Here is a 23961-nt window from a genome sequence, read left to right as displayed (position 1 = left end):
ACATGCCCACGCTCGACGAGGTCGCCCGGCTGGCTGGTGTCAGCCGGGCGACCGCGTCGCGCGCCATCAACGGCGGCTCGCGCGTCTCGGCGAAGGCGGCGGAGGCCGTCGCCGAGGCCGTGCGGACGCTGGGGTATGTCCCCAACCCGGCTGCCCGCTCCCTGGTGACGCGACGGACCGAAACCGTCGCGATGGTCGTGCCGGAGTCGGACGAGCGCGTCTTCGCCGACCCGTTCTTCGCCCGCACCCTGCACGTGGTGACCCAGGCTCTCGCCCAGCGCGACCTGCAGGTCGTGCTGCTGATCGCCCAGCCGGGCGACGAGATGCAGCGGACGCTGCGCTACCTACGCGGCGGGCACGTCGACGGCGCGATCGTCGTCTCCCACCACCGCAACGATGCGCTCGCCGACCACCTCGCGGCCATCGGGCTGCCGGTCGCGTTCATCGGCCGGCCGTTGACCGGCGCGGAGAAGGTCTTCTACACCGATCCCGACAACATCGCCGGTGCTCGCGAGGTCACGAACATCCTGATCGAGCGTGGCTGCCGTCGCATCGGCACCATCACCGGTCCCATCGACATGAGCGCAGGCACCGACCGGGCCGCCGGATGGCGGGCCGCACTCGAGGCTGCCGGGCTCGCCACCGACGCGGTCGTCGAGGGCGACTTCACCGAGGACGGCGGCGAGGCCGCCTGCGAGGTGCTGCTGCGCGCCCATCCGGACATCGACGGCCTGATGGTCGCCTCCGACCTGATGGCGGCGGGCGCGCTCCGTGCGCTCGGCCGGGCCGGCCGCCGCGTCCCCGACGACATCGCGGTCGTCGGCTACGACGACCTCGGCATCGCCGAGCGCACCACTCCCCCGCTCACCACGGTCAAGAACCCGATAGGAGACATGGCGAGGGAGGCCGTCCGGCTTCTCCTCGCCCAGCTCGACGGCGGCACCACCATCCCGCGGCGGGTCGTCTTCGCGCCCGAGCTGGTGCGGCGTACGTCTGCCTGATCCGGCAAGCGATCGGCTCGGTCAGGCCTTGCCCACGATCCGTCCGCGAGCCTCGCCGAAGCCGATCCGGGCGCCGTCGGCTCCGGGCGCGGTGGCGCTCAGGACGATCTCGTCGCCGTCCTCCAGGAACGTGCGCACTACGCCGTTGACCTCGACCGGCTCGGTGCCGCCCCAGGTCAGCTCGATGAACGCGCCTCGCTGGTCGCGCTCCGGGCCGGAGATCGTCCCGGAGGCGAACAGGTCACCGGTACGGCTGGGCGCACCGTTGACGGTCTGGTGAGCGAGCATCTGCGCGGGTGACCAGTACATCGCTGCGTACGGCGGCCGGGACACGACCTGGCCGTTCCAGTCCACCTCGAACTCGATGTCCAGGCCCCAGGGACGCCGCATCTGCAGGTAGGGCAGGACGGCGGGATCCTGGCCGGGGGTCGGGACCCGAGCGGCGTCCAGCGCCAGGAGGGGAACGACCCAGGGCGAGACCGTCGAGGCGAAGGACTTGCCGAGGTTCGGGCCGAGCGGGACGTACTCCCAGGCCTGGATGTCGCGCGCCGACCAGTCGTTGAACAGGACCACACCGAAGATGTGCCGCTCGGCATCCTCGGCGGGGATGCTGGTGCCCATCTCGTTGCCGGTGCCGACGACGAAGCCCAGCTCGGCCTCGATGTCGAGGCGGACCGAAGGCCCGAAGACCGGCAGCTCCTCGTCGGGGCTCTTCCGCTGGCCGGACGGGCGGACGATCTCCGTGCCCGAGACCACGATGGAGGAGGACCGGCCGTGATAGCCGACGGGCAGGTGCTTCCAGTTGGGCATCAGGGGCTCGGCGGCCTCCGGGCGGAACAGCCGGCCGAGGTTGGAGGCGTGATGCTCGGAGGCGTAGAAGTCGACGTAGTCCGCGACCTCGAACGGAAGGTGCAGCGTGACCGACCCGAGGTCGTGCACGGCCGCGTCCGGCACGTCGCCCTGGATCCTCTCCGTGATCGATGCGCGGACCTCGACCCAGCGCTCGTGTCCCTGCGCCATGAACGGGTTGAGGCTGCCGGTGGCGAAGACGTCGTCGCCGAGCAGGAGCGCCAGGTCGACCACGTGGTCGCCCAGCCGGACACCGACCCGCGGGTCCTGTCCGGCGACGGAGTAGACGCCGTAGGAAAGGTTGGCCAAGCCGTAGAGCGAGCCCTCCGGAATGCTGATGGTGGTCACACGAGGTCCTTTGCGTAGCGGGTGTCGAACAGGGACGCGGGGCAGCTCACCGGTTGCGCTCCCACGAGTACGCGTAGGTTCCGTCATCGGTCGCGCGGCCGGCCTCACCCAGAAGGAGCGGACGGAAGGTGTCGACCATGACGGCGAGCTCGTCGAAGAACTCGGCCCCGATGCTGCGCTCGTACGCACCCGGCTGCGGGCCGTGCGGATGACCGCCCGGATGCAACGAGATCGAGCCCTGCCCGATGCCGGAGCCCTTGCGCGCCTCGTAGTCGCCGCCGCAGTAGAACATCACCTCGTCGGAGTCGACGTTGGAGTGGTAGTAGGGCACGGGGATCGCGAGCGGGTGGTAGTCGACCTTACGCGGCACGAAGTTGCAAATGACGAAGTTGTTGCCCTCGAAGACCTGGTGCACCGGCGGCGGCTGGTGGATCTTGCCGGTGATCGGCTCGAAGTCACGGATGTTGAACACGTACGGGTAGAGGCACCCGTCCCAGCCGACGACGTCGAACGGGTGGTGCGGCAGCACGTGCACGGTCCCGGCGATCCCATCCGGTCCGCGGTGCTTGATGTAGACCTCGACGTCCTCGCCCTCGACCACCTTCGGCCCCTCGGGCAGCCGGAAGTCCCGTTCGCAGAACGGAGCGTGCTCGAGGAGCTGCCCGTGCTTCGAGAGGTAGTTGCGAGCCGGCCCGATGTGGGAGTTGGCCTCGATGACGTAGATCCGCAGCACACCGTCCGGAACGACGCGGTACGTGGTCGCGCGGGGAATGATCACGTAGTCGCCGTCCGCCACCTCGAGGTCGCCGAACACCGTCTCGACGCGCCCGGCGCCCTTCTCGACGTACAGGCACTCGTCGCCGAGCGCGTTGCGGTAGTGCGGGCTGGCCGCGTCGGCCACGACGTAGGCCAGCCGTACGTCGTCGTTGCCGAGCAACAGGCGACGGCCCGTCACCGCGTCGATGCCCGTCGTGCCCTCCTCGAAGAGCTTGTGGGTCGACAGGTGCCGCGGGATGAGCGGGTGGTTGGGCACGAGGGACTGGTCGTTCAGCTCCCATGAGCGGTACTCACGCACGGCTGACGGGATGTTCCGGTGGTAGAGCAGCGAGGAGTCGGAGGAGAAGCCCTCCTCCCCCATGAGCTCCTCGAAGTAGAGGTTCCCGGCCTCGTCGCGGTGCTGGGTGTGCCGCTTCGGGGGAACGGCGCCGACGGAGTGGTAGTACGGCATGTGTGCTCCTTGTGCGTTGAACGCACATTTATGTGCGCTCTAAGCGCAAAAGTAGGACGGCCGCCCACACGCCGTCAAGAGACCGGCCGGCTCAGCCCACGCCGAGCTCGGCCAGGCGACGCGCGGCGGCATCCACCAACGGGCCGACCTCGGCCGGGTCGATGTCGTCCATCGTGACGATTCCGACGGACGCCCGCAGGTGCCCGGGGGCCTCGAAGCCGACAGCGACCCCGACCGCACCGCGCTGCAGCTCGCCCGCGGTGTGGCTGTAGCCGAGCTCGCGCGCCTCGCGCACCGCCGTCGAGTCCCCCGGCCGCGGCTCGGCGAGCGCGAGGATCGCGATCCCGCTCGCTCCCCTGTCCAGCGGGTAGCGCAACCCGATCCGGTAGCCCACGCGCACCGGCCCCTGCCCCACCTTCGGGTCGGCCTCCAGCACCGGGACGCACTCGTCCTCGCCATGGGCGACCGTCAGGAACGCCGGGGCCCCCACCTCGTCGGCGAGATCCTGCAGGGACGGCTCGGCCGCCTGGATCAGCTGGGACGAGAAGCGACCCGCCAGCGCGATCACGCCGGCACCGAGACGCAGCCGCTTGTTGCGCCCCTGCGTGACCAGGGCGCGCGCCTCCAGCGTGGCCACGATGCGATATGCGATCGCGCGGTCCACGTCGAGGTGGGCGGCGACGTCGGCCACCGTGACGCCGGCCGGATTCTGGGAGACGAAAGCCAGTGCCGCCAACCCGCGATCCAAGCCCTGAAGCGTGGCCATCCTCATCCTCCCGGTCGTCGACTGGGCGCATCAGCTCCCAGCCGCACACTAGAGCACGCCACCGCACACAAGCATCGGCGGCAGCGACGTGCCACCCGTCCGCCCGCATATCGCAGTGCGGACTCCTCCCGGGCCTTACGTCCTACATCCTGTTAGCGTCGCGAGGCGATGCCACATCGCAATTCGAATGGCAGCGTGCCCCGCCCGGAGTCGGCTACCCGAGTCGACTTCCGCTCACCGACCCTCGAGGACGGTCAGCATCTGTGGCGGATGGCACGGGAATCTCGGGTACTCGACGTCAACACCTCGTACGCCTACCTGCTGTGGGCGCGCGACTTCGCGGCGACGTCGATCGTCGCGACCGTCGATGACGATCCAGGAGGATTCGTCATCGGCTACCGCCGGCCGGACGAGCCGGAGACCCTGATGATCTGGCAGGTCGCCGTCGACGAACGGCACCGCGGCCAGGGTCTGGCCCGTCGCATGCTCGACGAGCTCGTCGACAGTCTCTCCGGCCCCGCAGAACATCACCTCTCCGGCGACCCGGCAGTACGCCGCCTGGAGACGACCATCACCGCGGACAACAGCGCCTCCATCGCGCTGTTCACCTCGTTCGCGAACGCACGCAACGCCTCGATCGAGCGCACGCCGCTCTTCGAGGCGGAGATGTTCCCTGACGGGCACGACGCGGAGCTGTTGTTCCGCATCGGCCCGTTCTCGACCGCACGACCCGAGGGGAACGCCCCCTCGGGATCGACGACACACGGAGGTGTCATGTCCATGACGACGACCGCCGAACCCACCACCGCGATCTTCGACTCCCTCGAGTCGCAGGTCCGCAGCTACTGCCGCAGCTGGCCGGCGGTGATGACCCACTCCCAGGGCTCCACCGTCACCAGCGAGGACGGGCGAGAGTTCCTGGACTTCTTCGCCGGAGCCGGCGCGCTCAACTACGGACACAACAACCCCGCGCTGCTCGATCCCCTGCTCGACTACCTGCGCGAGGGCCGCATCGTGCACTCGCTGGACATGCACACCAGCGCCAAGCGGGACTTCCTGCAGGCCTTCTCGGACCTGATCCTCGAGCCGCGCAACCTCGACTACAAGGTGATGTTCCCCGGCCCGACCGGGACCAACTCCGTCGAGGCCGCTCTCAAGCTGGCCCGAAAGGCGACCGGACGCCAGCACGTGCTGTCCTTCACCAACGCCTTCCACGGGATGACGCTCGGCTCGCTGTCGGTGACCGGCAACTCGATGAAGCGCAGGGGCGCGGGCATCCCGCTGACCAACAGCTCGAAGATCCCGTACGACGACTACTTCAACGGTGCCGTCGACGACTTCATGTGGCTGGAGCGGGTGCTCCAGGACAGCGGCTCCGGCGTCGACAAGCCGGCCGCGATCATCGTGGAGTCCGTCCAGGGCGAGGGCGGCCTCAGCGCCGCCCGGCTGGAGTGGCTCAAGGCGCTCTCGGACCTGTGCCGCGAGCACGACATCATCCTGATCCTCGACGACGTGCAGGCCGGCTGCGGCCGGACCGGCACCTTCTTCAGCTTCGAGGAGGCCGGGTTCACCCCCGACATCGTCTGCCTGTCGAAGTCGATCTCCGGCTTCGGCCTGCCGATGGCGCTGACCCTGATCCGGCCCGACCTCGACCAGTTCGAGCCCGGCGAGCACAACGGCACCTTCCGCGGTCACAACCTCGCCTTCGTCACCGCCCGGGTGGCCTTGGAGACGTACTGGGCCGACGACTCCTTCCAGAAGGACGTCCAGGCGAAGGCCACCGAGCTGCGTACGGGGCTGACGAAGATCGCCGAACGCTACGAAGGTGCGGCCGTCCGCGGCCGAGGTCTCCTGACCGGCATCGCCTTCCCGGACGCCAGCTCGGCCGGGAAGATCGCGGCGGCGGCGTACGAGAACGGCCTGCTGGTCGAGACCTCCGGGCCCGAGGACGAGGTCCTCAAGACGATGCCGCCGCTGACCATCACCTCCGAGGAGCTCGCCCGCGGTCTCGCCGTCCTCGAGGAGGCCACCGCATCGGTCCTCGGCGACGCCACCGCGGCCTGACCTGCCCTGACACCTGAATCGAGAGAACATGCGCGTCACCTATCTGGAAGACCTCGACGACACCGACCGAGACGTACGCGTCGAGTCGGAGCACGGGACCTGGCGCAGCCGCCGGATCGTCCTGGCCCGCGAGGGCGTCGGTTTCTCCTTCCACGAGACCAACATCCCTGCCGGGACGACGAACGAGTTCTGGTACGCCAACCACATCGAGTGCGTCTACTGCGTCGGCGGCGAGGGCGAGCTCCTCGACCGCGAGACGGGAGAGACGTACGAGATCCGCGACGGGATGTGCTACCTGCTCGACAAGCACGACAAGCACACCGTCACCGCCACGACCGACCTGCGTCTGATCTGCACCTTCAACCCGCCTGTCACCGGTCGTGAGGTGCACGACGCCGACGGCGTCTACCCGCTCCTCACCGAAACCACCGAAACCGCCGACACCGAGGAGGTAACTGCATGACCGCTACCAACGAACACGCCGAAGACCTCTACCCCACCCGCCTCGGGGAGGGCTACTCCGTGCTTCCCCGGCACGACCAGGTCGTCTGGGGCACGGCGGCCGACGGGCCGATCGACCAGCAGACGCTCGACCACTACGACGAGCGCGGCTACCTGACCGTCCCGGACCTCATCACTCCCGAGGAGGTCGAGGAGCTCCGCGCCGAGCTGCGTCGACTCAGCAACGACCCGGAGACCCGGGCCGACGAGCGCACCATCATCGAGTCCGCCTCGCAGGAGGTGCGCTCGATCTTCGAGGTGCACCGGACCAGCGACGTCGTCGCCCGGCTCGCGGCCGACCCGCGCGTGGTCGGCCGCGCCCGGCAGATCCTCGGCTCGGACGTCTACATCCACCAGAGCCGGATCAACCTCAAACCCGGCTTCGGCGGCGGGGACTTCTACTGGCACTCCGACTTCGAGACCTGGCACGCCGAGGACGGACTGCCCCGGATGCGGACGGTCAGCATCTCCATCTCGCTGACCGACAACCACTCCTTCAACGGGCCGCTGATGATCATGCCCGGTACGCACCGGACGTACGTCTCGTGCGGCGGCGCCACTCCTGAGGACAACTACAAGTCCTCGCTGGTGATGCAAGGGGCGGGCACCCCCGACCAGGAGACGGTCACGAAGATGGCCGACACCTATGGGATCGACGTGCTGGCCGGTGCTGCCGGCAGCGCGGTCATGTTCGACTGCAACTGCATGCACGGCTCCAACGGCAACATCACGCCGTACCCGCGCTCGAACGTCTTCCTGGTGTTCAACAGCGTGGAGAACGCCGCGGTCGAGCCGTTCTCGGCCCCGAGTCGCCGGCCCTCGTTCATCGGGGCCCGCGACTTCACCCCGGTGGGCTGACCACCCCGCGGCGCCCGAGCTGGTGCGGCGTACGTCTGTCTGGTCTTTGCCTACCCCTAGGCTGAGCCCCATGACACGCACCCGCGCCTTCTCGGGCGCCATGACCGGCGCGGCTCTCCTGGCGCTGCCGCTCGCGCTGACGGCCTGCGGCTCGAGCGAGGACTACGTGCAGGAGAAGACGGTCGAGCGGATCGCGACCGAGCAGCTCACCAACGCCATCGGCGTCACGCCCGAGGACCTCGACTGCCCCGGTGACCTCGAGGGCAAGGTCGGCACCGAGATGACCTGCGTCCTCACCTCCGAGGGTGAGAAGTACGACGCGATCATCACCGTCGACGACGTCGACGGTGGCCGGGTCCACTTCAACATCGACGTGCCGCCCAACGCCACGGAGTGAGCCCACAGAGTCCCCGGAACCGATAACCTGTTGAGTCGTGTCCCCTCATACGAGGCCTTTCTTCGAACATGTCGCGCGCGTGTGCGACGGCACGCCCTACAAGGCGACCGAGACGGCGCGCGGGTTCGACGTCGAGCTGGACCTGGCCGATGAACGCTGGCACTCCACGCTGCTGGACGCCAAGCTGAACTGGGTCTTCACCTACCACGTGTCGATGCCGTCGCGGAACTCCTACGCGATCATCGAGGACACCCGCAGCATCGTCTGGTTCGGCGATGTGCCCCACACCCAGAAGACCGGCGTACGCCGGATCGAGGCCGACGACGACCAGACCGACCAGGGCGTGTGGACCGTGCACGACCCCGCGGCGGTCCCCGACCTGGACCAGTACCGCTTCGACGCGGAGGAGGGCCGCACGCTGATCACCAGCGTCGCCCGGCTCTACGCGTTGCAGCAGCGCGGCGCACGGCACGAGGGGGCCGGTTTCTCCGTCGCGGTCGGCCTGGTCGTGACCCTCTCGGCGATCGCGACGGTCATCGGCGTAGCCGTGATCCTCAACCTGATCGGCACCTTCGGCGCGCCATCGTGATCACCGTCTCGCATGGCCGATCTGTGTGATGCTGGCCCGCATGGATCCGATCCGCGAGGCGACACGGCAGTGGATCGCGCACGGCTGGGCCGACGCTGCCGACGGGATGGCACTGGTGACCTCACTCGTGCGCGTGCACCAGCTCGTCATGGAACGCGTCGACGCAGCACTGCGCCCCCACGACCTCTCCTTCGCCCGCTACGAGGTGCTCCGCCTCCTGTCCTTCACCCAGGAGGGCCAGCTCCCGATGGCCAAGCTGGGCTCCCGCCTCCAGGTCCACCCCGCCTCGGTGACCAGCGCCGTCGCCCGTCTGGAGAAGCAGGGTTTCGTACGCCGCAGCCGCTCCGACGCCGACGGGCGAGTCGTCCTCGCCGCCATCACCGGCGCGGGACGTGAGGTGGTCGAGGCGGCCACGGTCTCGCTCAACACCGAGGTCTTCGAGAAGCCTGGGATCGAGGACGTACCCGGCGTGACCGCGCTGCTCACCCAGCTCCGCGCGGCCTCCGGCGACACGGTCGACTAGCGCGGGGTAGCTGCGGAGCCGGCTATCTCCAGAGCACGAAGTAGTAGACGAACAGCGGGATCACGGGCGCTACCAGAAACCAGGGCGTGACCAGGGAGATCTTGTTGATCAGGCGGACGCCGGCCACAGCCATCACGCCGAGAAGCACCGAGATCACGAAGAGCCCCTCGCGCGCGCCGCCCTTGTCGGCACCGGTCGCGCCCAGCGCGGCCATCGCCAGGGAGTGCAGGAGCACCACCGCGCAGAGCAGCGAGGATGCGACGTACTTCTTGACCTGCTCGATGTGCATCGGGCTCAGCTCTTCTTGACGTATTCCGACTTGAGCTGCATCGGCCCGATGCCCTCGATCCTGCAGTCGATGTCGTGACCGCCGAAGCCGTCGCCGAGTCGGATGTTCTTGACCTTGGTGCCGACCTTGACGACGAGGGAGGATCCTTTGACCTTCAGGTCCTTGATCACGGTGATCGAGTCGCCATCGGCGAGCGGGGTCCCGTGGGCGTCGGTGATCTGCCCGGCATCGGTGGTCTCGGTGTCCTCGGGGTTCCACTCGTGTCCGCACATCGGGCAGACGAGCAGGGCACCCTGCTCGTAGGAGTAGGCCTCGGAACATTCCGGGCATGGGGGCAGTGCGTCGGTCATCGGACTCTCTTCGATGTCGCTCACGGTCAGGGTGGTCGGTGTCAGTCGTCGGCGACGGTGAGTTCGTCCTCGAACTCGCTGCGGGTCTCGGCGAGGTTGACCAGGATGGTGCGGGCGGAGAACAGGAGGTCGCGGACCTCGGGGATGCTGATGGAGTACACCACCTCGCTTCCCTGTCGGTAGGAGGCCACCAGCGAGGTGCGTCGCAGCACCGAGAGCTGCTGCGACAGGTTGCTGGGCTCGATCGCGATCCGCTCCAACAGCTCATGGACGGCGTGGTCGCGCTCGGCGAGAAGCTCGAGGATGCGGATCCGTGCCGGGTGGCCGAGGGTGCGGAAGAACTGCGCTTTGGCCTGGTAGAGCGGGACGCTCATCGAGGCCTCCGTCGAACAGGAATGAAGGGGAGTTCCGCCATGGGGCTATGATACATGAATTGAAGATATCTTCATGTCATGTATTCGTTCTTCGCTCGACCTTCAGGAGCACATCGTGGCCAACGTGAGTGCCAGTCGGATCGAGATCGGCGATGTCATCACGATTCCGGGGACACCGATGCGTCGGTGTCGCGTGCGCCTGATCCGAGCAGCCGCTCCGGGAGTCGTGTGGCTGTATCTGACCGATTCCACCGGCGAGCGGCTCCGTCGTCACGTCGCCCTCCCGCTGGACCAGAGCGTCCTGCGCCACCACACGACACCGTTCGATCCCGATCAGATCCCGGAAGACGGCTAGGTGTTCGACGTGCCGTCGGTGTCGCTCGCGCAGCTGAGGGATCGTGTCGTCGCCCTGTTGCCGGGCCGCGAAGACTGGGAGGCCGTCACGCGGGACCCGAGGAGAGACCTGCTCGCCGGGCTCACGGTCGCCGTCGTGGCGCTGCCGCTGGCGCTCGCGTTCGGGGTGTCCTCCGGGATGGGAGCGTCGGCAGGGATCGTGACGGCCGTGGTCGCCGGCATCGTCGCTGCGGTGTTCGGCGGCTCGAACCTGCAGGTCTCCGGGCCGACCGGGGCGATGACGGTCGTGCTGGTGCCGATCATCCACGACTTCGGCCGCGACGGGGTGCTGATGGTCGGGCTGCTGGCAGGGATCATGCTGCTGATCGCCGCCGGACTCGGTCTCGGGAAGCTGGTGCGCTACCTGCCGATCCCCGTGATCGAGGGATTCACCGTTGGTATCGCCGTGGTGATCGGCCTGCAGCAGGTGCCGGCGATGTTCGGGATCGACGGCGGCGAGTTCGAGCACACCTGGCAGGTCGCTCTCGACGTGGTCCGCCGCTGGCTCGGGCAGCCACAGTGGGCGCCGGTGGTGATGACGCTGCTGGTGGCGACGTTCATCCTGGTCGCGCAGCGGTGGCGGCCGGCGGTTCCGTGGTCGCTGGTCGCGATCGTGCTGGCCACCGTCGGCGGGTTGTGGCTACCCGTCGCCGGGATCGGCGAGCTGCCGCCCGGCCTGCCTGCGCCGAGCGCCGGATTCGTCTCGATGTCCGGGCTGACCGCACTGGTCCCGGCGGCCGCGGCGGTTGCCGCTCTTTCTGCACTGGAGAGCCTGCTGTGCGCGACCGTGGCGGACTCGATGACCGTGGACGAGTCCCACGACCCCGACCGCGAGCTCGTCGGCCAGGGGCTGGCGAACCTCGCGGTGCCGTTCTTCGGCGGCGTGCCCGCGACGGCGGCGATCGCACGCACCGCCGTGAACGTGCGCGCCGGGGCGCGCTCCAAGCTGGCCGCGGTCACCCATGCGGTGGTCCTGCTGGTGATCGTGAGCGCGTTGGCCGGTCTTGTCGCCCATATCCCGCTCGCGGCGCTCGCCGGCGTGCTGTTGGCCACCTGCGTACGCATGATCGAGGTCGCCTCCGTCCTCGCGCTGCTGCGCTCGACCCGTGGCGACGCGGCCGTCCTCGTGCTCACCTTCGTGGTGACGGTCGCCTTCGATCTCGTCGATGCGGTGATCGCGGGCCTCCTGGTCTCGATCCTGTACGCACTGCGGCAGGTCGCGCGGAGCGCGGTCGTCGAGCGGGTCGAGCCGTTCGGACCCGCTCACGGAACCCACTCCGAGGAGGAGCACGAGCTGCTGAAGAAGCACATCGTCGTGTACCGCTTCGACGGACCACTCTTCTTCGCCGCCGCCCACCGCTTCCTGCTCGAGCTCTCCGAGGTCTCCGATGTCCGGGTCGTGGTGCTGAGGATGTCCCGGGTGACCACGATCGACGCGACCGGCGCAAAGGTCCTGGACGAGGTCGTCTCCCGTCTCGAGCGACGGGGCAAGGTCGTCATGATCTCGGGCATCTCGCCAGAGCACGCCGAGGTCCTGGCTCGCCTCGGGGTCGCCGACCACCTGCGCCGCGACAACCGCATCCACAGCACGACCCCGGAGGCCATCTCACGCGCGTTGGAACTGGTCGCCGAGCACGCCGCGACCTGAGGCAGCGGACCCACCGAAGAAGGTATCCCGACCACACCCGGAGCCGCGTACTGGCGAGTATGTGATCCACGACCTATCCTGGAAATACTTGGACGTCCAACTATTCCCTGGGAGACCCGCCCATGTCCGACCTCCACATCCCCCAGCACCACGTGCGGATCGTGACCGCGAGCAGCCTCTTCGACGGTCACGACGCCGCGATCAACATCATGCGCCGGATCTTCCAGTCGCAGGGGTGCGAGGTGATCCACCTCGGTCACAACCGCTCGGTGACCGAGATCGCCGACGCCGCTGTCCAGGAGGACGCCCACTGTGTCGCGGTCTCCTCCTACCAGGGCGGCCACGTGGAGTTCTTCGAGTACCTGGTCAGCGCGCTCAAGGACCGCGGGGCCGGCCACATCAAGGTCGTGGGTGGTGGCGGCGGCGTCATCGTTCCCTACGAGATCGAGCGGCTGGCCAACTCCGGCGTCAAGATCTTCTCCCCCGAGGACGGCCAACGGCTGGGCCTGCCGGGGATGATCAACTCGGTCGTCCGCGACATCGACCACGACCTGTGGCCGACCTTCAAGTTCGCCGCCCAGGACGTGCTGGCCGGCTGCCCGCTCTCGCTGGCGCGGTCCATCACCGCGGCCGAGCAGGGACGGCTGCCTGCCGAGATCGCCGATCCCCTGCGTCAGGCCGACCAGGCGATCGTTCTCGGCATCACCGGCACGGGCGGCTCCGGCAAGTCCTCGCTCACCGACGAGCTGGTCCGGCGTCTGCGCACCGACCAGGAGGACAAGATCCGCATCGGCGTGCTCGCCATCGACCCGACCCGCCGCCGCGGTGGCGGTGCGCTGCTCGGCGACCGGATCCGGATGAACTCGCTGGCCGCGATCACCGACGGCGGTTCGACGACGTTCTACCGGTCCCTGGCCACCCGCGGCGGTCACGAGGTGCCCGAGCACTTCGCCGACGTGCTCGCGGTGATGAAGTCCGCCGTCGACCTGGTCATCGTCGAGACGCCCGGCATCGGCCAGGGCGACACCGGGATCAGCGACTTCGTCGACGTCTCTCTCTACGTGATGACGCCCGAGTTCGGCGCCGCCTCGCAGCTGGAGAAGATCGACATGCTCGACTTCGCCGACGTCGTGGCGATCAACAAGTTCGAGCGGCGGGGGGCCGAGGACGCGCTGCGCGACGTGTCCCGCCAGCTCGTCCGCAACCGCGAGGCGTTCACCTCCTCCCCCGACGACATGCCGGTCTTCGGCACCTCGGCCGCCGCCTTCGACGACGACGGCGTCACCGCGCTCTACCAGCACATCAAGGGCCTTCTCGGCGAGGCCGGCCTCGCGCTGAGCGAGGGCACGCTCCCCCGCGTCTCGACCCGCCACTCGACGGGTCTGCACCCGATCATCCCCGAGAAGCGGGTGCGCTACCTGGCCGAGATCGCCGGCGACGTACGCGACTACCACGCGCGCACCGTCGAGCTGATCGCCGCGGCGCGCAAGGAGCAGGCCTACGAGATCGTGTCGGCGGACCACCCCGAGCTCGAGGTCCCCGCCTCCGAGCTCCCCGAGGACCTGCGCACGCAGCTGGACTCGTGGCAGGAGACGAAGGAGACGTACGCCGCCGATGACAGCGGCCGGACCTCGCTGGCCGGCAACTACATCCCGCGGGTGGCGACCCCGGGCTACACCGACCGCGGTGAGTTGACCCGGTTCCTGCGCAACGAGAACCTCCCCGGGTTCTTCCCGTTCACCGCGGGCGTCTTCCCCTACAAGCGGGCCAACGAGGACCCGGCGCGGATGTTCGCCGGTGAGGGCGACCCGTTCCGCACCAACCGCCGCTTCAAGCTCCTCTCCGAGGGCCAGCCCGCCACCCGGCTCTCGACCGCGTTCGACTCCGTCACCCTCTACGGCCGCGACCCCGACGTACGCCCCGACATCTACGGCAAGGTCGGCACCTCCGGCGTCTCGGTGGCAACGCTGGACGACATGAAGGCGCTCTACGACGGCTTCGACCTGCTCGCCCCGACGACCTCGGTCTCGATGACGATCAACGGTCCGGCGCCGACGATCCTGGCGTTCTTCCTCAACACCGTGATCGACCAGGCGCGCGAGCGCGGGATCGACCCGGCCAAGGCGCTGCAGACGGTCCGCGGCACGGTCCAGGCCGACATCCTCAAGGAGGACCAGGGACAGAACACCTGCCTGTTCTCCACGGAGTTCTCGCTGCGCTGCATGGCCGACATCCAGGAATGGTTCATCGAGAACGGGGTGCGCAACTTCTACTCCGTCTCGATCTCGGGCTATCACATCGCCGAAGCCGGCGCGAACCCCATCTCCCAGCTCGCCTTCACCCTGGCCAACGGCTTCACCTACGTCGAGTCCTACCTCGCCCGCGGCATGAACATCGACGACTTCGCGCCCAACCTGTCCTTCTTCTTCTCCAACGGGATGGACCCGGAGTACTCCGTCATCGGCCGCGTCGCCCGACGGATCTGGGCCATCGCGATGCGGGAGCGCTACGGCGCCTCGGAGCGCTCGCAGAAGCTGAAGTACCACATCCAGACCTCGGGCCGGTCCCTGCACGCGCAGGAGATGGACTTCAACGACATCCGCACCACGCTGCAGGCCCTCATCGCGATCTACGACAACGCCCAGTCGCTGCACACCAACGCCTTCGACGAAGCCGTCACCACCCCGTCGGAGGAGTCGGTGCGGCGCGCCCTGGCGATCCAGCTGATCATCAACCGCGAATGGGGCCTGGCGTTCAACGAGAACCCGCTCCAAGGCTCCTTCATCATCGACGAGCTCACCGACCTCGTCGAAGAAGCCGTCCTGAAGGAGTTCGACCGGATCTCCGAACGCGGCGGCGTCCTCGGCGCCATGGAGACCGGCTACCAGCGCGGCAAGATCCAAGACGAGTCCATGCTCTACGAGCACCGCAAGCACGACGGCACCCTGCCCATCGTCGGCGTCAACACCTTCGTCCGCGACACCAACGGCACCCCCGCCGGCCCCGTCGAGCTCGCCCGCGCCACCGAGACCGAGAAGAAGTCCCAGCTCGACCGCGTCCACGCCTTCCAAGCCGCCCACTCTCGCGAGGCCGAAGAGGCGATCACCCGCCTCAAACAAGCCGCCACCTCCGACGAGAACATCTTCGCCGCCCTCATGGACGCCGCCCGCGTCTGCTCCCTCGGACAGGTCACCGAGGCCTTCTTCGAGGTCGGGGGCCAGTATCGGCGGAACGTCTGATGGATGTTCGTCTAGGTATGCAGCCGAACCGTCACTCCCCGGGCGGAGTTCCGCACGGGGAGTGACAACCGACCTGCATACCTTGATGAACATGCGCGACGACCTAGGCACCCCGTACGACGGACCGCACCCGGCGACCCGGGTGGTCTCGCTGGTCCCGTCGCTGACCGAGGCACTCGCCTCGGTCGCGGCGGACCGGCTGGTCGGAGCCACCGACTGGTGCACGCACCCGGCGGGCCTGGACGTGCCACGAGTGCGTGGCACAAAGAACCCGGACCTGGCCGCGATCACGGCGCTGGCACCGGACGTCGTGGTCGCCAACAAGGAGGAGAACCGAGAGCTGGACGTACGCCGCCTGCGGGAGCGTGGCGTCCGGGTCTGGGTGACGGACATCGAGACGGTTCCCCAGGCGGTCGCGTCGATGGAGAGCCTCCTCGACGGCCTCGGCTGGGAGCGCCCCGACTGGCTCGCGGAGGCCCGCCGGCTGTGGTGCGGCCCGCTCCCCCGGGTCAGCCGCCGGGTCGCGGTGCCGATCTGGCGCGACCCGTGGATGGTGGTCGGGTCACGGACGTTCACCGGGGACCTGCTGCGGCGGCTGGGCTGGGAGAACGTCTACGATCCCCACCCGGATCGCTATCCGCACGTCGACTTGGCCGACATCGACGGCGCCGGGGCCGATGCCGTGCTGCTCCCCGACGAGCCGTACGTCTTCACGGCCGAGGACGGTCCGGAGGCCTTCACGCGGACGCCGACGGAGCTGGTCAGCGGTCGGCTGATCACCTGGTACGGGCCGAGTCTCCTCGAGGCACATCGGTGGGCAGCCGGCTGATCGCCGGCAGCTGAGCCAGGCCGTTGACCACGACCGAGAAGACCAGCAGGGCGAGCGCCCATCCCGGCTGACCGGCATGGAGCAGCGCCAGCGAGGCGAGCCCGAAGACGATCACCTTCACGACCGGCCGGATCACCGGCCCGCCACGAGGCGCCTTCGGCGAGGCGAACGACCACCAGACGAGCATCGCCGCCAGCGGCAGCAGCCAGACCAGCAGCCATCGCGGCTCGTGCTGCCAGCCCCACACCCCGAAGGCCGCCATTGCCAACAGCTCGTCGACGAACACCAGAGTCAGCACGAACCAGCCGAAGACCTTCACGGCGACATCGTAGGATCGGCCCACGCGTACGGCGCCTGAATATCGTCGTCGCGGGTTACCTGCTCCACCGCTCGGTCTGAGTGAGGCGGAACAGCAGGACCAGCGGAGGTCCGACCACGATTCCCGCGATCGCGACGGCCACCAGCAGCGCCTGCAAGGTCGCATCGGCGCCGCCCGCATCGGCGAGACGAACCTCGTCGACCAAGAGCCACGGATACTGGCCGATCCCCCAGCCTGAGATCACGGTGGCCACCGCGATCAGGGCGGGCAGCCGAGCGATCGCGAAGCGGCTCTTCCAGAGCAGCCGCAAGGTGGCGACTCCGGCCAGGAACGAGCAGACGATCAGCGGTGCGGCCTGGGTCTCCAACCCCTCGGCCAGCGTCGGCGCATCCCTCTGGATCGGGATCAGCGCGATGAAGACGATCGATCCGGTGGCCAGACCCACCCCGAGGGTCCGGACCCGGAGGGTCGAGGCAAGAGCGGGCTTCCCGGCACGTACGGCGTCAGCGCAGAGGAACACACCGGCGAGGAAGGCACAGGTGCCGACGGCGATGATCCCTCCGAAGACCGAGGTGGGGTTCACCCACGACGACCAGCGGTCGCCATACCCCTCCGCGGGGACCCTGCCGGAGGCGATCGCACCCGCGACGGTCCCCAGGAAGAACGGCGTGATGATGGAAGAGACCGCGAAGACGGCACCGAAGGTACGGGCCTGCGACAGCGTCGCGGAGTACTTGCGGAACGCGAACGAGGCACCTCGGAGCACGATCCCCAGCAGCGCGAACAGCAACGGCACGATCAGCGTCGTCATCACCGCTGCGAACGACTCGGGGAACGCTGTCCACCACACCACCAGGCAGTAGATCAGCCAGACGTGGTTGGCCTCCCACACCGGGCCGATGCTGTGGTCGACCAGCGTTCGAAGCTCCGCGCCCCGCCGCGCCCCACCAGCGGTGAGGTCGAAGAAACCGGAGCCGAAGTCGGCTCCGCCGAACAGGGCGTACGCCAGGACCCCGACGAACAGCGCCGCGGCGACCGCCACCTCCAGGCTCATGACCGGCTGTCCGCAGAGATCGCAGCCGGACCGTACGGGCTGGGAAGGTCCTCGCCGCCCTCGCGCCATCGCCGCGCCATCGAGCGGAGCACCAGGACGGCGCCGATCGTCAGGAGCGTGTAGACGACCACCATCGTGCCGAAGACCCACCACAGGCCGGGGTTGTCCCCGGCCGCGTCTATGGTGCGCATGACGTCGTAGACGACCCACGGCTGGCGGCCGACCTCGGTGGCGACCCAGCCTGCCTCGAGCGCGATGACGGCAAGCGGTCCGGCGACGACCGCGAACCGGCAGAACCAGCGGCTCTCCAACAGGTCCCGGCCACGCCAGCGAAGCAGCCAGTAGACGATGGCGGCCAGCATCATCAGGCTCCCGATGCCGATCATCGTCTGGAACGCGAGATGGGTGATGTTGACCGGCGGGATGTCGGAGGCCGGGAAGGTGTCGAGTCCGCGCACCGGCAGATCGAAGCTGCCGCGGGCGATGAAGGACCCCCAGTTGGGGATCTCGATGTAGAAGCGCGGCTCGCCGTCGATCATCAGGCCACCCAGGCGCAGCGGCGCCGGTTGCTCGGTGGTGGCGGCGAGCTCGAAGGCAGCCAGCTTCGCCGGCTGTGTCTCGCCGAGCCGGATGCCGAGGACGTGGCCGACGACAGGCTGGAGAACGGCCGCGACCGAGGCGAAGGCGAACGGCACCGTGAAGCCGAGCCGGTGATGGCGGTCGCGCCGGCCGCGGAGGACGCCGGCGGCGTAGACCGCAGCGACCACGAACCCCGCCACCATGAAGGCTGCCAGCCACATGTGCAGGAACTGCAGCAGTGCGCCCTCGTTGAACATCGCCTTCCAGGGTTCGACGTCGACCACGTCTCCGTCGGCGTCGATGCGGAAGCCGGTGGGCATGTTCATCCAGGCGTTGACGGAGATCACGCAGAAGGTGCCGAAGATCCCGGCGGCCGCCATCGGCACCAGGCAGAGCAGGTGCAGGCGGGGCGAGATCCGTCCCCAGCCGTAGAGATACAGGCCCAGGAAGATCGCTTCGGTGAAGAACGAGAGCCCCTCGAACGCGAACGGCAGCCCGAGGACATCGCCGAACTTGCCCATCAGTCCTGGCCAGAGCAGCCCCATCTCGAAACTGAGCACCGTGCCCGAGACGGCGCCGATCGCGAAGAGCACCGCGGAGACCTTCGCCCACCGTTTCGCCAGGACGAGCGCCACCTCGTTGCCACGAAGGCCGAGGAGGTGGACGACGAAGATCATGCTCGGGAAGGCGACGCCGAAGCAGGCCAGGATGATGTGCCATCCGAGCGAGAAGGCCATCTGCTGTCGCGCCGGTAGGAGCCCTGCGGGCTCCTCGGCGGCGAAGGCAAGCGCTTCGGCGATCACGGTTCGACCCTACGCACTCCCCGGGCCGACTTGCCACCCGCAGCGCGGCGTCCGGCCCTGATGACCGGGCGGACGCTCCGGGCGGACGCTCAGCTGCGCGAGGTCAGAACGGCCAGATCGCGTGCGGCGTAGCGGTGGTGCTCGGCCTCCTCCGCGAGCACGACCTTGAGGCAGCGGCGTACGGAGTAGTCGGCCTCGGGATCGTTACCGACCGGCGGGCGGGAGCACAGCCGTTCGAGGTCCGCATCGGTGAGTCCCGCGACGAACGCGCGCATCGTGCCCATCCGGGCGAGACGGGGCTCCAGCACCGCGGCCAGCGAGGGGTCGGCGTCGACGGTGAGCCCTGTGCCGGTCTCGTCCACGCCGGCCGGCCCGTAGCCGAGCGGGTGATAGGGGTCGTCCTCCTCGAGGACCGGGTTGCCGAGCCACTTGTCGCTGGCATGGAGCAGGTGGCGCAGGGTCTCGATGAACGACCACTCGTCGTCGACCCGCTGGTGGAGCACCTCCTCCGGCAGCGCCCGCACCTGCTCGACCGTTGCCGCCCAGGTCGCCTCGATCGCCGCCCAGGCGGCGCGGATCTCCTCCGCGGTCTCCGCCTCACGGGCCAGCACCCGGTTGGGCTCGACGCGGTCGAGCTCGGACGCCACGTACGCGGTGACGTCGACATCGTTGACCACGACCCGGCCGAAGTCGCCACCCAGATAGACGTCGCGGCCCCAGCAGTCGACGATCTTGAGCCGCTCCTCGAACCAGCAGTCCCGGATCTCCAGACCGCTGAGATCGCTCTGCGTGATCAGCGCTCGGCGGAACTGGTCGGTCTCGGCGTACGTCTGCTCAGAGGGCATACGCCATCGTCGACCGACGTGGCCCACCCGTCAACGGACTAAACGGCCTAGCGGAAGGCGGGCTTCTCCTTGGCCAGGAACGCGCGCACGCCCTCCTTGAAGTCAGCACCGGTGTAGACCTCGCGCAGCAGGTCCTCGTCGCCTTCGGGCGAGGCCTCGGTGCGGGCGGCGTACGCAGCGAGCTGGCCCTTCGTGGCCCGGACGGTGACGCCGGAGAGCGCCAGGATGCCCTCGACCAGCGCGTCCACCTCGTCGGCCAGCGAGTCCGTGACGGCGGTCAGCGCGCCGGTGGCATAGGCACGGTCGGCGTTGATCAGGCGAGCGGCGAGGAGCATCTCCCGCACGATCGGCTCACCGAAGACCGCGGCCGCGCGGTAGACGATGGAGGCCGCGAGCGCGTTGCCGAGCGTCTTCGCGATCGGGTAGCCGAAGCGGGAGTGGGGCGTCGCGACCCGCAGGTCGCAGTGGGTCGCGACCGCGAGCCCGCCACCGACGCAGACCCCGTCGATCGCGGCGATGGTGACCTGCGGGAGGGCGAAGAGCTTCTCGAGCAGCGCGCGGATCCAGTCCTCGTAGTCCACCGCGTCGCGAGAGAGGAAGTCGGAGATCTCGTTGCCGGCCGCGAACGCCCGTCCGCCGGTGCCGGTCAGCACCAGCACCTTCACCGACTCGTCCGCAGCGAGCTCGTCGCACAGATCGTGCAGCGCACCGTACATCGCGTGCGTGAAGGCGTTGTGCTTCTGCGGCCGGTTGAAGGTCACCTGCACGACGCCGGGGCGCCGCTCCACTACCAAGTCCTCGCTCACGGGAACCGAGCGTAGGGCACCCCTGCGGGTGCCCTACGGTGGCGTTCGTCACACGTGCGGCTTCACCTGGTCGGTGTAGATCTTCTCCAGCGCCGCCTTGAGGCTGTCCATCTCGGTCTGGACGTCCTTGTTCTCGGTGAGGACGGCGGCCATGTGGTTGGCCATCTCCAGGTCGCCGCCGGGCAGGAAGACACGGGCGTAGTCCTGCGAGCGGGTGTTGGGGAGCTGGTCGATCGCGACCTGGGCCTGCGGGGTCTTCTTCAGGATCGCGGCGGGGTCGGCGGACTTGCGGATCGGCACGTAGCCGGTCGCCTCGGAGAACTTGATCGCCTGCTCGGGCTCGGTGAGGAACTTGATGAAGGTGCCGGCCGCGAGCTGCCGCTCCGGGCTGATGTCCTTCGGGATGCCGACGCCGGACCCGCCGGTCGGGCAGATCTTCTCGGTCTCCGCCGGGCCGGCGGGCAGCGGGGCCACGCCGACGTCGAACTTCGCGGAGGTGATCGCGGTGATCAGGTCGCCGGTCGAGCCGACGGTGGCGCTGGCGACACCCGCCGCGAAGTCCTGGATCTGGTCGACCCCGGCGACCCCGGCGACCTTGTCCTTGTAGACCCAGTCCTTGAGGAAGGAGAGCGCCTCGACCGACTCGGCCGAGTCACAGGTGATGTCGAACGACTCCTCCTTCGACCAGCCGCCGCCCCAGCCCCACAGGTTGTTCTGCAGGGTCCAGCCGGCGTAGCCCGCCAGGGCCGGGAACTGGAAGGCGAACTTCGCGCCGCTGGCCTGGGCGAGCTTGGTCTTCCACTCGCCGAACTCCTCCCAGGTCTGCGGGCCCTGATCGGACAGTCCGGCCTTCTTCCAGTGGTCCTTGTTGTAGTAGAAGAGCGGCGTCGAGCGCGCCCACGGCACCGCCCAGTGGGCGTCGTCGTAGAGGTAGTCGCCCAGCAGCGAGTCGACGTAGTCGTCGGTGTCGAACTCGAGCGCCTCGAAGAGGGAGTCGAGCGGGATGATCTGGTCGTTCATCTTGTAGCGGAACCACCACACGTCCGACAGGTTGATGATGTCGGGCAGGTCGCCGCCGGTCTGCGCGGTCTGGAACTTCTGCGCGATCTCCTCGTAGTCGGCGCCGGCCGTGACCAGCTTGACCGTGATGTCGGACTGCGAGGCGTTGAAGGCGTTGACGATCTCGGTGCTGACCTTGATCGAGTCACCGGGGTTGGAGGTCCAGAAGGTGATCTCCTTGGCCGGCTTCACTCCACTGAAGTCGATCTGCTCGACGGTGCTCGCGCCGCCTCCGCCGCCGCTGGTCGAGGGGCCGCCGCCACAGGCGGAGAGCGCCGCCGCGGAGATGCCCAGGGCGCTGAGGCCGAGGAACCGTCGTCGGTCCAGGATCAGGCCCGAGCGATGCAGGTTGGACGAGGTGTTCATGAAGCATCCTTTCCCTGTTGTGCCAACTGTGGGCTGAGAACGTCAGCCTTTGACGCCGCCTTGGGTGAAGCCGTTGACGATGTGGCGCTGCAGGAGCGCGAAGACGGCGAGGATCGGCAGCAGCACCATCACGGTGCCGGCCATCAGGACCCCGAACGAGCTGGCCGCGGACTCGCTGTTCTGCAGCAGCGTCAGGCCGCGCGGCAGCGTCATCATCTCGGGCTCGGAGATGATGATCAGCGGCCACAGGTAGTCGTTCCACTCGTAGACCACGTTGACCAGCGCCACGGTCGCGATGCTCGGCAGGGCCATCGGCACGACGTGGTGCCACAGCCGCTTCCAGTGGCCGGCGCCGTCGAGGTGGGCCGCCTCGATCACCTCGTAGGGCAGTTGCAGGAAGGCCTGGCGGAGCAGGAACGTACCGAAGCCGGTGCCGAGGCCCGGCAGGATCAGGCCCCAGTAGGTGTTCTCGCCGCCGAGGCTGCTGATGAAGACGTAGTTGGGCAGCGCGGTGACCTGCGGCGGCACCATCATCGTGGCGAGCACACCCCAGAAGAGGTACTTCTTGCCGGGGAACTCGCAGAAGACCAGGCCGTACGCCGTCAGGATCGCGAGCAGCACCTTCAGTCCGGCGCCGACGACCGTGACGATGCCGGAGTTGAGGAAGAGCCGCCCGAAGGGGACCTTCTGCGCGGCCTCGGAGTAGTTCTCCGGCTTCCAGACCTCGGGGAAGACGACCAGGTCGGTCGTCGCCAGGTCGCCCGGGCCCTTGAAAGAGGCCAGGATCATGTAACCGAGCGGCAGCACCACGACGAGCACCGCGAGCAGCAGCACCAGGTAGTCGCGTACGGTCAGCGGCGTCAGCCGCACTCTGCGTGAGGGAGCGCTCATCGGTAGTGGACCCGCCTCTCCACGACGATCAGCTGGACGAGCGTGAGCATCACGAGGATCGCGAAGAGCACCGTGGACAGCATCGCGGAGTAGCCCGCCTGGCTCTGCTCCTTGAAGCCGGTCAGGTAGGCGTCGAAGATCAGGGTGCGGGCGCCGCGGCCGAGCTTGTCCATCGCGATCAGCAGGTCGAAGGCCTGCAGGCTGTTGAGGATCGTGGTGACCATCAGGAAGAAGGTGGTCGGCGACAGCAGCGGCAGGGTCACCGTGAAGAACCGCCGCACCGGCCCGGCACCGTCGAGGTCGGCCGCCTCCAGCAGGTCGCCCGGGACGGCCTGGAGACCGGCGAGATAGACGACCGCGGCGTAGCCCAGGTTCTTCCAGACGTAGACGATGATCACCATCGTCAGCGTCCACGGCGGGGAGTTGATCCACTCCGGGCTGTTCAGGCCGACGTCACGCAGGATCGCGGAGAGGGCGCCGATGTTCGGATCGAAGATGTAGAGCCAGGCGAGCCCGACGCCGTAGCCGGAGAGGATGTACGGCGCGAACACCGTCGCCTGCGCGAACCCGGCGCCCGGGAGCCTGCGGTTGAGCGCCAGTGCGACGCCGAGGCCCAGCGCGAGGGTGAGGCCGACGGTCGCGACGGTGAAGATCGCCGTCGTGGTGAGCACCTTGCTCGCCTCGCCGGAGGAGAAGAAGTCGCGGTAGTTTCCCAGCCCGACCGGCGTCGCGAACTTCGAGCCCAGGGTCCAGTTGAGCGTCGAGTAGTAGATGTTCTGGAAGAGCGGGCGGTAGATGAAGACCGCGATCAGGGCGACGTTGGGCAGCACGAACGCCAGAAAGATCAGCCACTCCCGTACGCGTCTTCCCGAGAGTGCCTGACGTGGTCGCTTGGTCGTGACGGCCGTCATACCTGGCACGATCGGTGAGTCAAGCGGCTGGGTCGGACCCCGTCAAGAGTAAAACTCTCGGTCTCAAGATTTCGTTACCGGA

25 protein-coding genes are annotated in these 23961 nt (G+C 68.5%); 11 read left to right on the top strand and 14 right to left on the bottom strand.

Going from position 1 to position 23961, the window contains the following annotated elements; translation table 11 throughout:
- The first annotated feature begins 2 nt into the window (after positions 1–2).
- Entirely contained in the window at positions 3–1001 is a 999-nt protein-coding gene (locus OG984_RS24705; protein WP_328532388.1) for a LacI family DNA-binding transcriptional regulator, read from the top strand.
- Positions 1002–1022: 21 nt separating this feature from the next.
- On the opposite strand, the gene fahA is transcribed toward OG984_RS24705, so the two are convergent.
- The 3 genes from fahA to OG984_RS24690 all read right to left on the bottom strand — a co-directional run bounded on the left by fahA (position 1023) and on the right by OG984_RS24690 (position 4192).
- A complete protein-coding gene (gene fahA / locus OG984_RS24700; protein WP_328528817.1) occupies positions 1023–2198 on the bottom strand; it encodes a fumarylacetoacetase in 1176 nt (391 codons plus the stop codon).
- 46 nt (positions 2199–2244) lie between these two features.
- On the bottom strand, positions 2245–3426 hold the full coding sequence (locus tag OG984_RS24695) for a homogentisate 1,2-dioxygenase (protein ID WP_328528816.1): 1182 nt from the start codon (positions 3424–3426) through the stop codon (positions 2245–2247).
- A gap of 91 nt (positions 3427–3517) precedes the next feature.
- Positions 3518–4192 carry an IclR family transcriptional regulator gene (locus OG984_RS24690; protein WP_328528815.1) on the bottom strand — a complete coding sequence of 225 codons (675 nt, stop codon included), beginning with the start codon at positions 4190–4192 and terminating at the stop codon, positions 3518–3520.
- A gap of 195 nt (positions 4193–4387) precedes the next feature.
- Here OG984_RS24690 and ectB point away from each other — a divergent pair, with 195 nt between their 5' ends.
- The 6 genes from ectB (at position 4388) to OG984_RS24660 (ending at position 9124) form a co-directional block, all read left to right on the top strand.
- Positions 4388–6256: a diaminobutyrate--2-oxoglutarate transaminase gene (gene ectB, locus OG984_RS24685; RefSeq protein WP_328528814.1), complete on the top strand. Its 1869-nt coding sequence runs from the start codon at positions 4388–4390 to the stop codon at positions 6254–6256.
- Positions 6257–6284: 28 nt separating this feature from the next.
- The gene (locus OG984_RS24680; protein ID WP_328528813.1) at positions 6285–6719 is read left to right on the top strand and encodes an ectoine synthase; all 435 of its coding nucleotides are present in this window, start codon (positions 6285–6287) and stop codon (positions 6717–6719) included.
- A complete protein-coding gene (gene thpD, locus OG984_RS24675; RefSeq protein ID WP_328528812.1) occupies positions 6716–7615 on the top strand; it encodes an ectoine hydroxylase in 900 nt (299 codons plus the stop codon). The genes OG984_RS24680 and thpD overlap by 4 nt, the downstream gene beginning before the upstream one ends.
- Positions 7616–7685: 70 nt before the next feature.
- Complete coding sequence (locus OG984_RS24670) at positions 7686–8012, top strand: DUF4333 domain-containing protein (protein ID WP_328528811.1); 327 nt, start codon at positions 7686–7688, stop codon at positions 8010–8012.
- 79 nt (positions 8013–8091) lie between these two features.
- Complete coding sequence (locus tag OG984_RS24665; protein WP_328528810.1) at positions 8092–8601, top strand: hypothetical protein; 510 nt, start codon at positions 8092–8094, stop codon at positions 8599–8601.
- Positions 8602–8641: 40 nt separating this feature from the next.
- Complete coding sequence (locus tag OG984_RS24660) at positions 8642–9124, top strand: MarR family winged helix-turn-helix transcriptional regulator (protein ID WP_328528809.1); 483 nt, start codon at positions 8642–8644, stop codon at positions 9122–9124.
- Between the two features lie 22 nt (positions 9125–9146).
- Here OG984_RS24660 and OG984_RS24655 read toward each other — a convergent pair whose 3' ends face one another.
- Genes OG984_RS24655 through OG984_RS24645 form a run of 3 tightly spaced genes read right to left on the bottom strand, consistent with a single transcriptional unit; the run spans position 9147 to position 10137 of the window.
- Complete coding sequence (locus OG984_RS24655; protein ID WP_328528808.1) at positions 9147–9413, bottom strand: transcriptional regulator; 267 nt, start codon at positions 9411–9413, stop codon at positions 9147–9149.
- A 5-nt stretch (positions 9414–9418) separates the two neighbouring features.
- Entirely contained in the window at positions 9419–9763 is a 345-nt protein-coding gene (locus OG984_RS24650) for a zinc ribbon domain-containing protein YjdM (protein ID WP_328528807.1), read from the bottom strand.
- 41 nt (positions 9764–9804) lie between these two features.
- Positions 9805–10137 carry an ArsR/SmtB family transcription factor gene (locus tag OG984_RS24645; protein WP_328528806.1) on the bottom strand — a complete coding sequence of 111 codons (333 nt, stop codon included), beginning with the start codon at positions 10135–10137 and terminating at the stop codon, positions 9805–9807.
- A gap of 115 nt (positions 10138–10252) precedes the next feature.
- Between OG984_RS24645 and OG984_RS24640 the strand changes: the two genes are divergently transcribed.
- The 4 genes from OG984_RS24640 (at position 10253) to OG984_RS24625 (ending at position 16246) form a co-directional block, all read left to right on the top strand.
- Positions 10253–10492 (top strand): hypothetical protein, encoded by a 240-nt coding sequence (locus OG984_RS24640; RefSeq protein WP_328528805.1) that lies wholly within the window; start codon positions 10253–10255, stop codon positions 10490–10492.
- 9 nt (positions 10493–10501) lie between these two features.
- Positions 10502–12178 (top strand): SulP family inorganic anion transporter, encoded by a 1677-nt coding sequence (locus OG984_RS24635; protein ID WP_328528804.1) that lies wholly within the window; start codon positions 10502–10504, stop codon positions 12176–12178.
- A 122-nt stretch (positions 12179–12300) separates the two neighbouring features.
- Positions 12301–15417, top strand: coding sequence for a fused isobutyryl-CoA mutase/GTPase IcmF (gene icmF / locus OG984_RS24630; RefSeq protein WP_328528803.1), 3117 nt, complete (start codon positions 12301–12303; stop codon positions 15415–15417).
- A 91-nt stretch (positions 15418–15508) separates the two neighbouring features.
- Positions 15509–16246, top strand: coding sequence for a helical backbone metal receptor (locus tag OG984_RS24625; RefSeq protein WP_328528802.1), 738 nt, complete (start codon positions 15509–15511; stop codon positions 16244–16246).
- Here OG984_RS24625 and OG984_RS24620 read toward each other — a convergent pair.
- The 8 genes from OG984_RS24620 to OG984_RS24585 all read right to left on the bottom strand — a co-directional run bounded on the left by OG984_RS24620 (position 16194) and on the right by OG984_RS24585 (position 23879).
- Positions 16194–16589, bottom strand: a complete 396-nt coding sequence (locus tag OG984_RS24620) for a YrdB family protein (protein ID WP_328528801.1) — start codon at positions 16587–16589, stop codon at positions 16194–16196. The genes OG984_RS24625 and OG984_RS24620 overlap by 53 nt on opposite strands.
- A 31-nt stretch (positions 16590–16620) precedes the next feature.
- On the bottom strand, positions 16621–17619 hold the full coding sequence (locus OG984_RS24615; protein WP_328528800.1) for a cytochrome d ubiquinol oxidase subunit II: 999 nt from the start codon (positions 17617–17619) through the stop codon (positions 16621–16623).
- Positions 17616–19001 (bottom strand): cytochrome ubiquinol oxidase subunit I, encoded by a 1386-nt coding sequence (locus OG984_RS24610; protein ID WP_328528799.1) that lies wholly within the window; start codon positions 18999–19001, stop codon positions 17616–17618. The genes OG984_RS24615 and OG984_RS24610 overlap by 4 nt, the downstream gene beginning before the upstream one ends.
- Before the next feature lie 89 nt (positions 19002–19090).
- Positions 19091–19846, bottom strand: coding sequence for a DinB family protein (locus OG984_RS24605; RefSeq protein ID WP_328528798.1), 756 nt, complete (start codon positions 19844–19846; stop codon positions 19091–19093).
- A 47-nt stretch (positions 19847–19893) separates the two neighbouring features.
- Positions 19894–20652, bottom strand: a complete 759-nt coding sequence (locus OG984_RS24600) for an enoyl-CoA hydratase-related protein (RefSeq protein WP_328528797.1) — start codon at positions 20650–20652, stop codon at positions 19894–19896.
- Between the two features lie 48 nt (positions 20653–20700).
- Positions 20701–22077, bottom strand: coding sequence for an ABC transporter substrate-binding protein (locus OG984_RS24595; protein ID WP_328528796.1), 1377 nt, complete (start codon positions 22075–22077; stop codon positions 20701–20703).
- 42 nt (positions 22078–22119) lie between these two features.
- Positions 22120–22968, bottom strand: a complete 849-nt coding sequence (locus OG984_RS24590; protein WP_328528795.1) for a carbohydrate ABC transporter permease — start codon at positions 22966–22968, stop codon at positions 22120–22122.
- Positions 22965–23879: a carbohydrate ABC transporter permease gene (locus OG984_RS24585; protein WP_328528794.1), complete on the bottom strand. Its 915-nt coding sequence runs from the start codon at positions 23877–23879 to the stop codon at positions 22965–22967. The genes OG984_RS24590 and OG984_RS24585 overlap by 4 nt, the downstream gene beginning before the upstream one ends.
- Between the last annotated feature and the right edge of the window lie 82 nt (positions 23880–23961).

Origin of the sequence: Nocardioides sp. NBC_00368 (assembly GCF_036090055.1) — a bacterium.
Lineage (GTDB): Bacteria > Actinomycetota > Actinomycetes > Propionibacteriales > Nocardioidaceae > Nocardioides.
The sequence above is the reverse complement of the archived record's forward strand: the minus strand, read 5'-3'. Positions and strand labels throughout refer to the sequence as shown.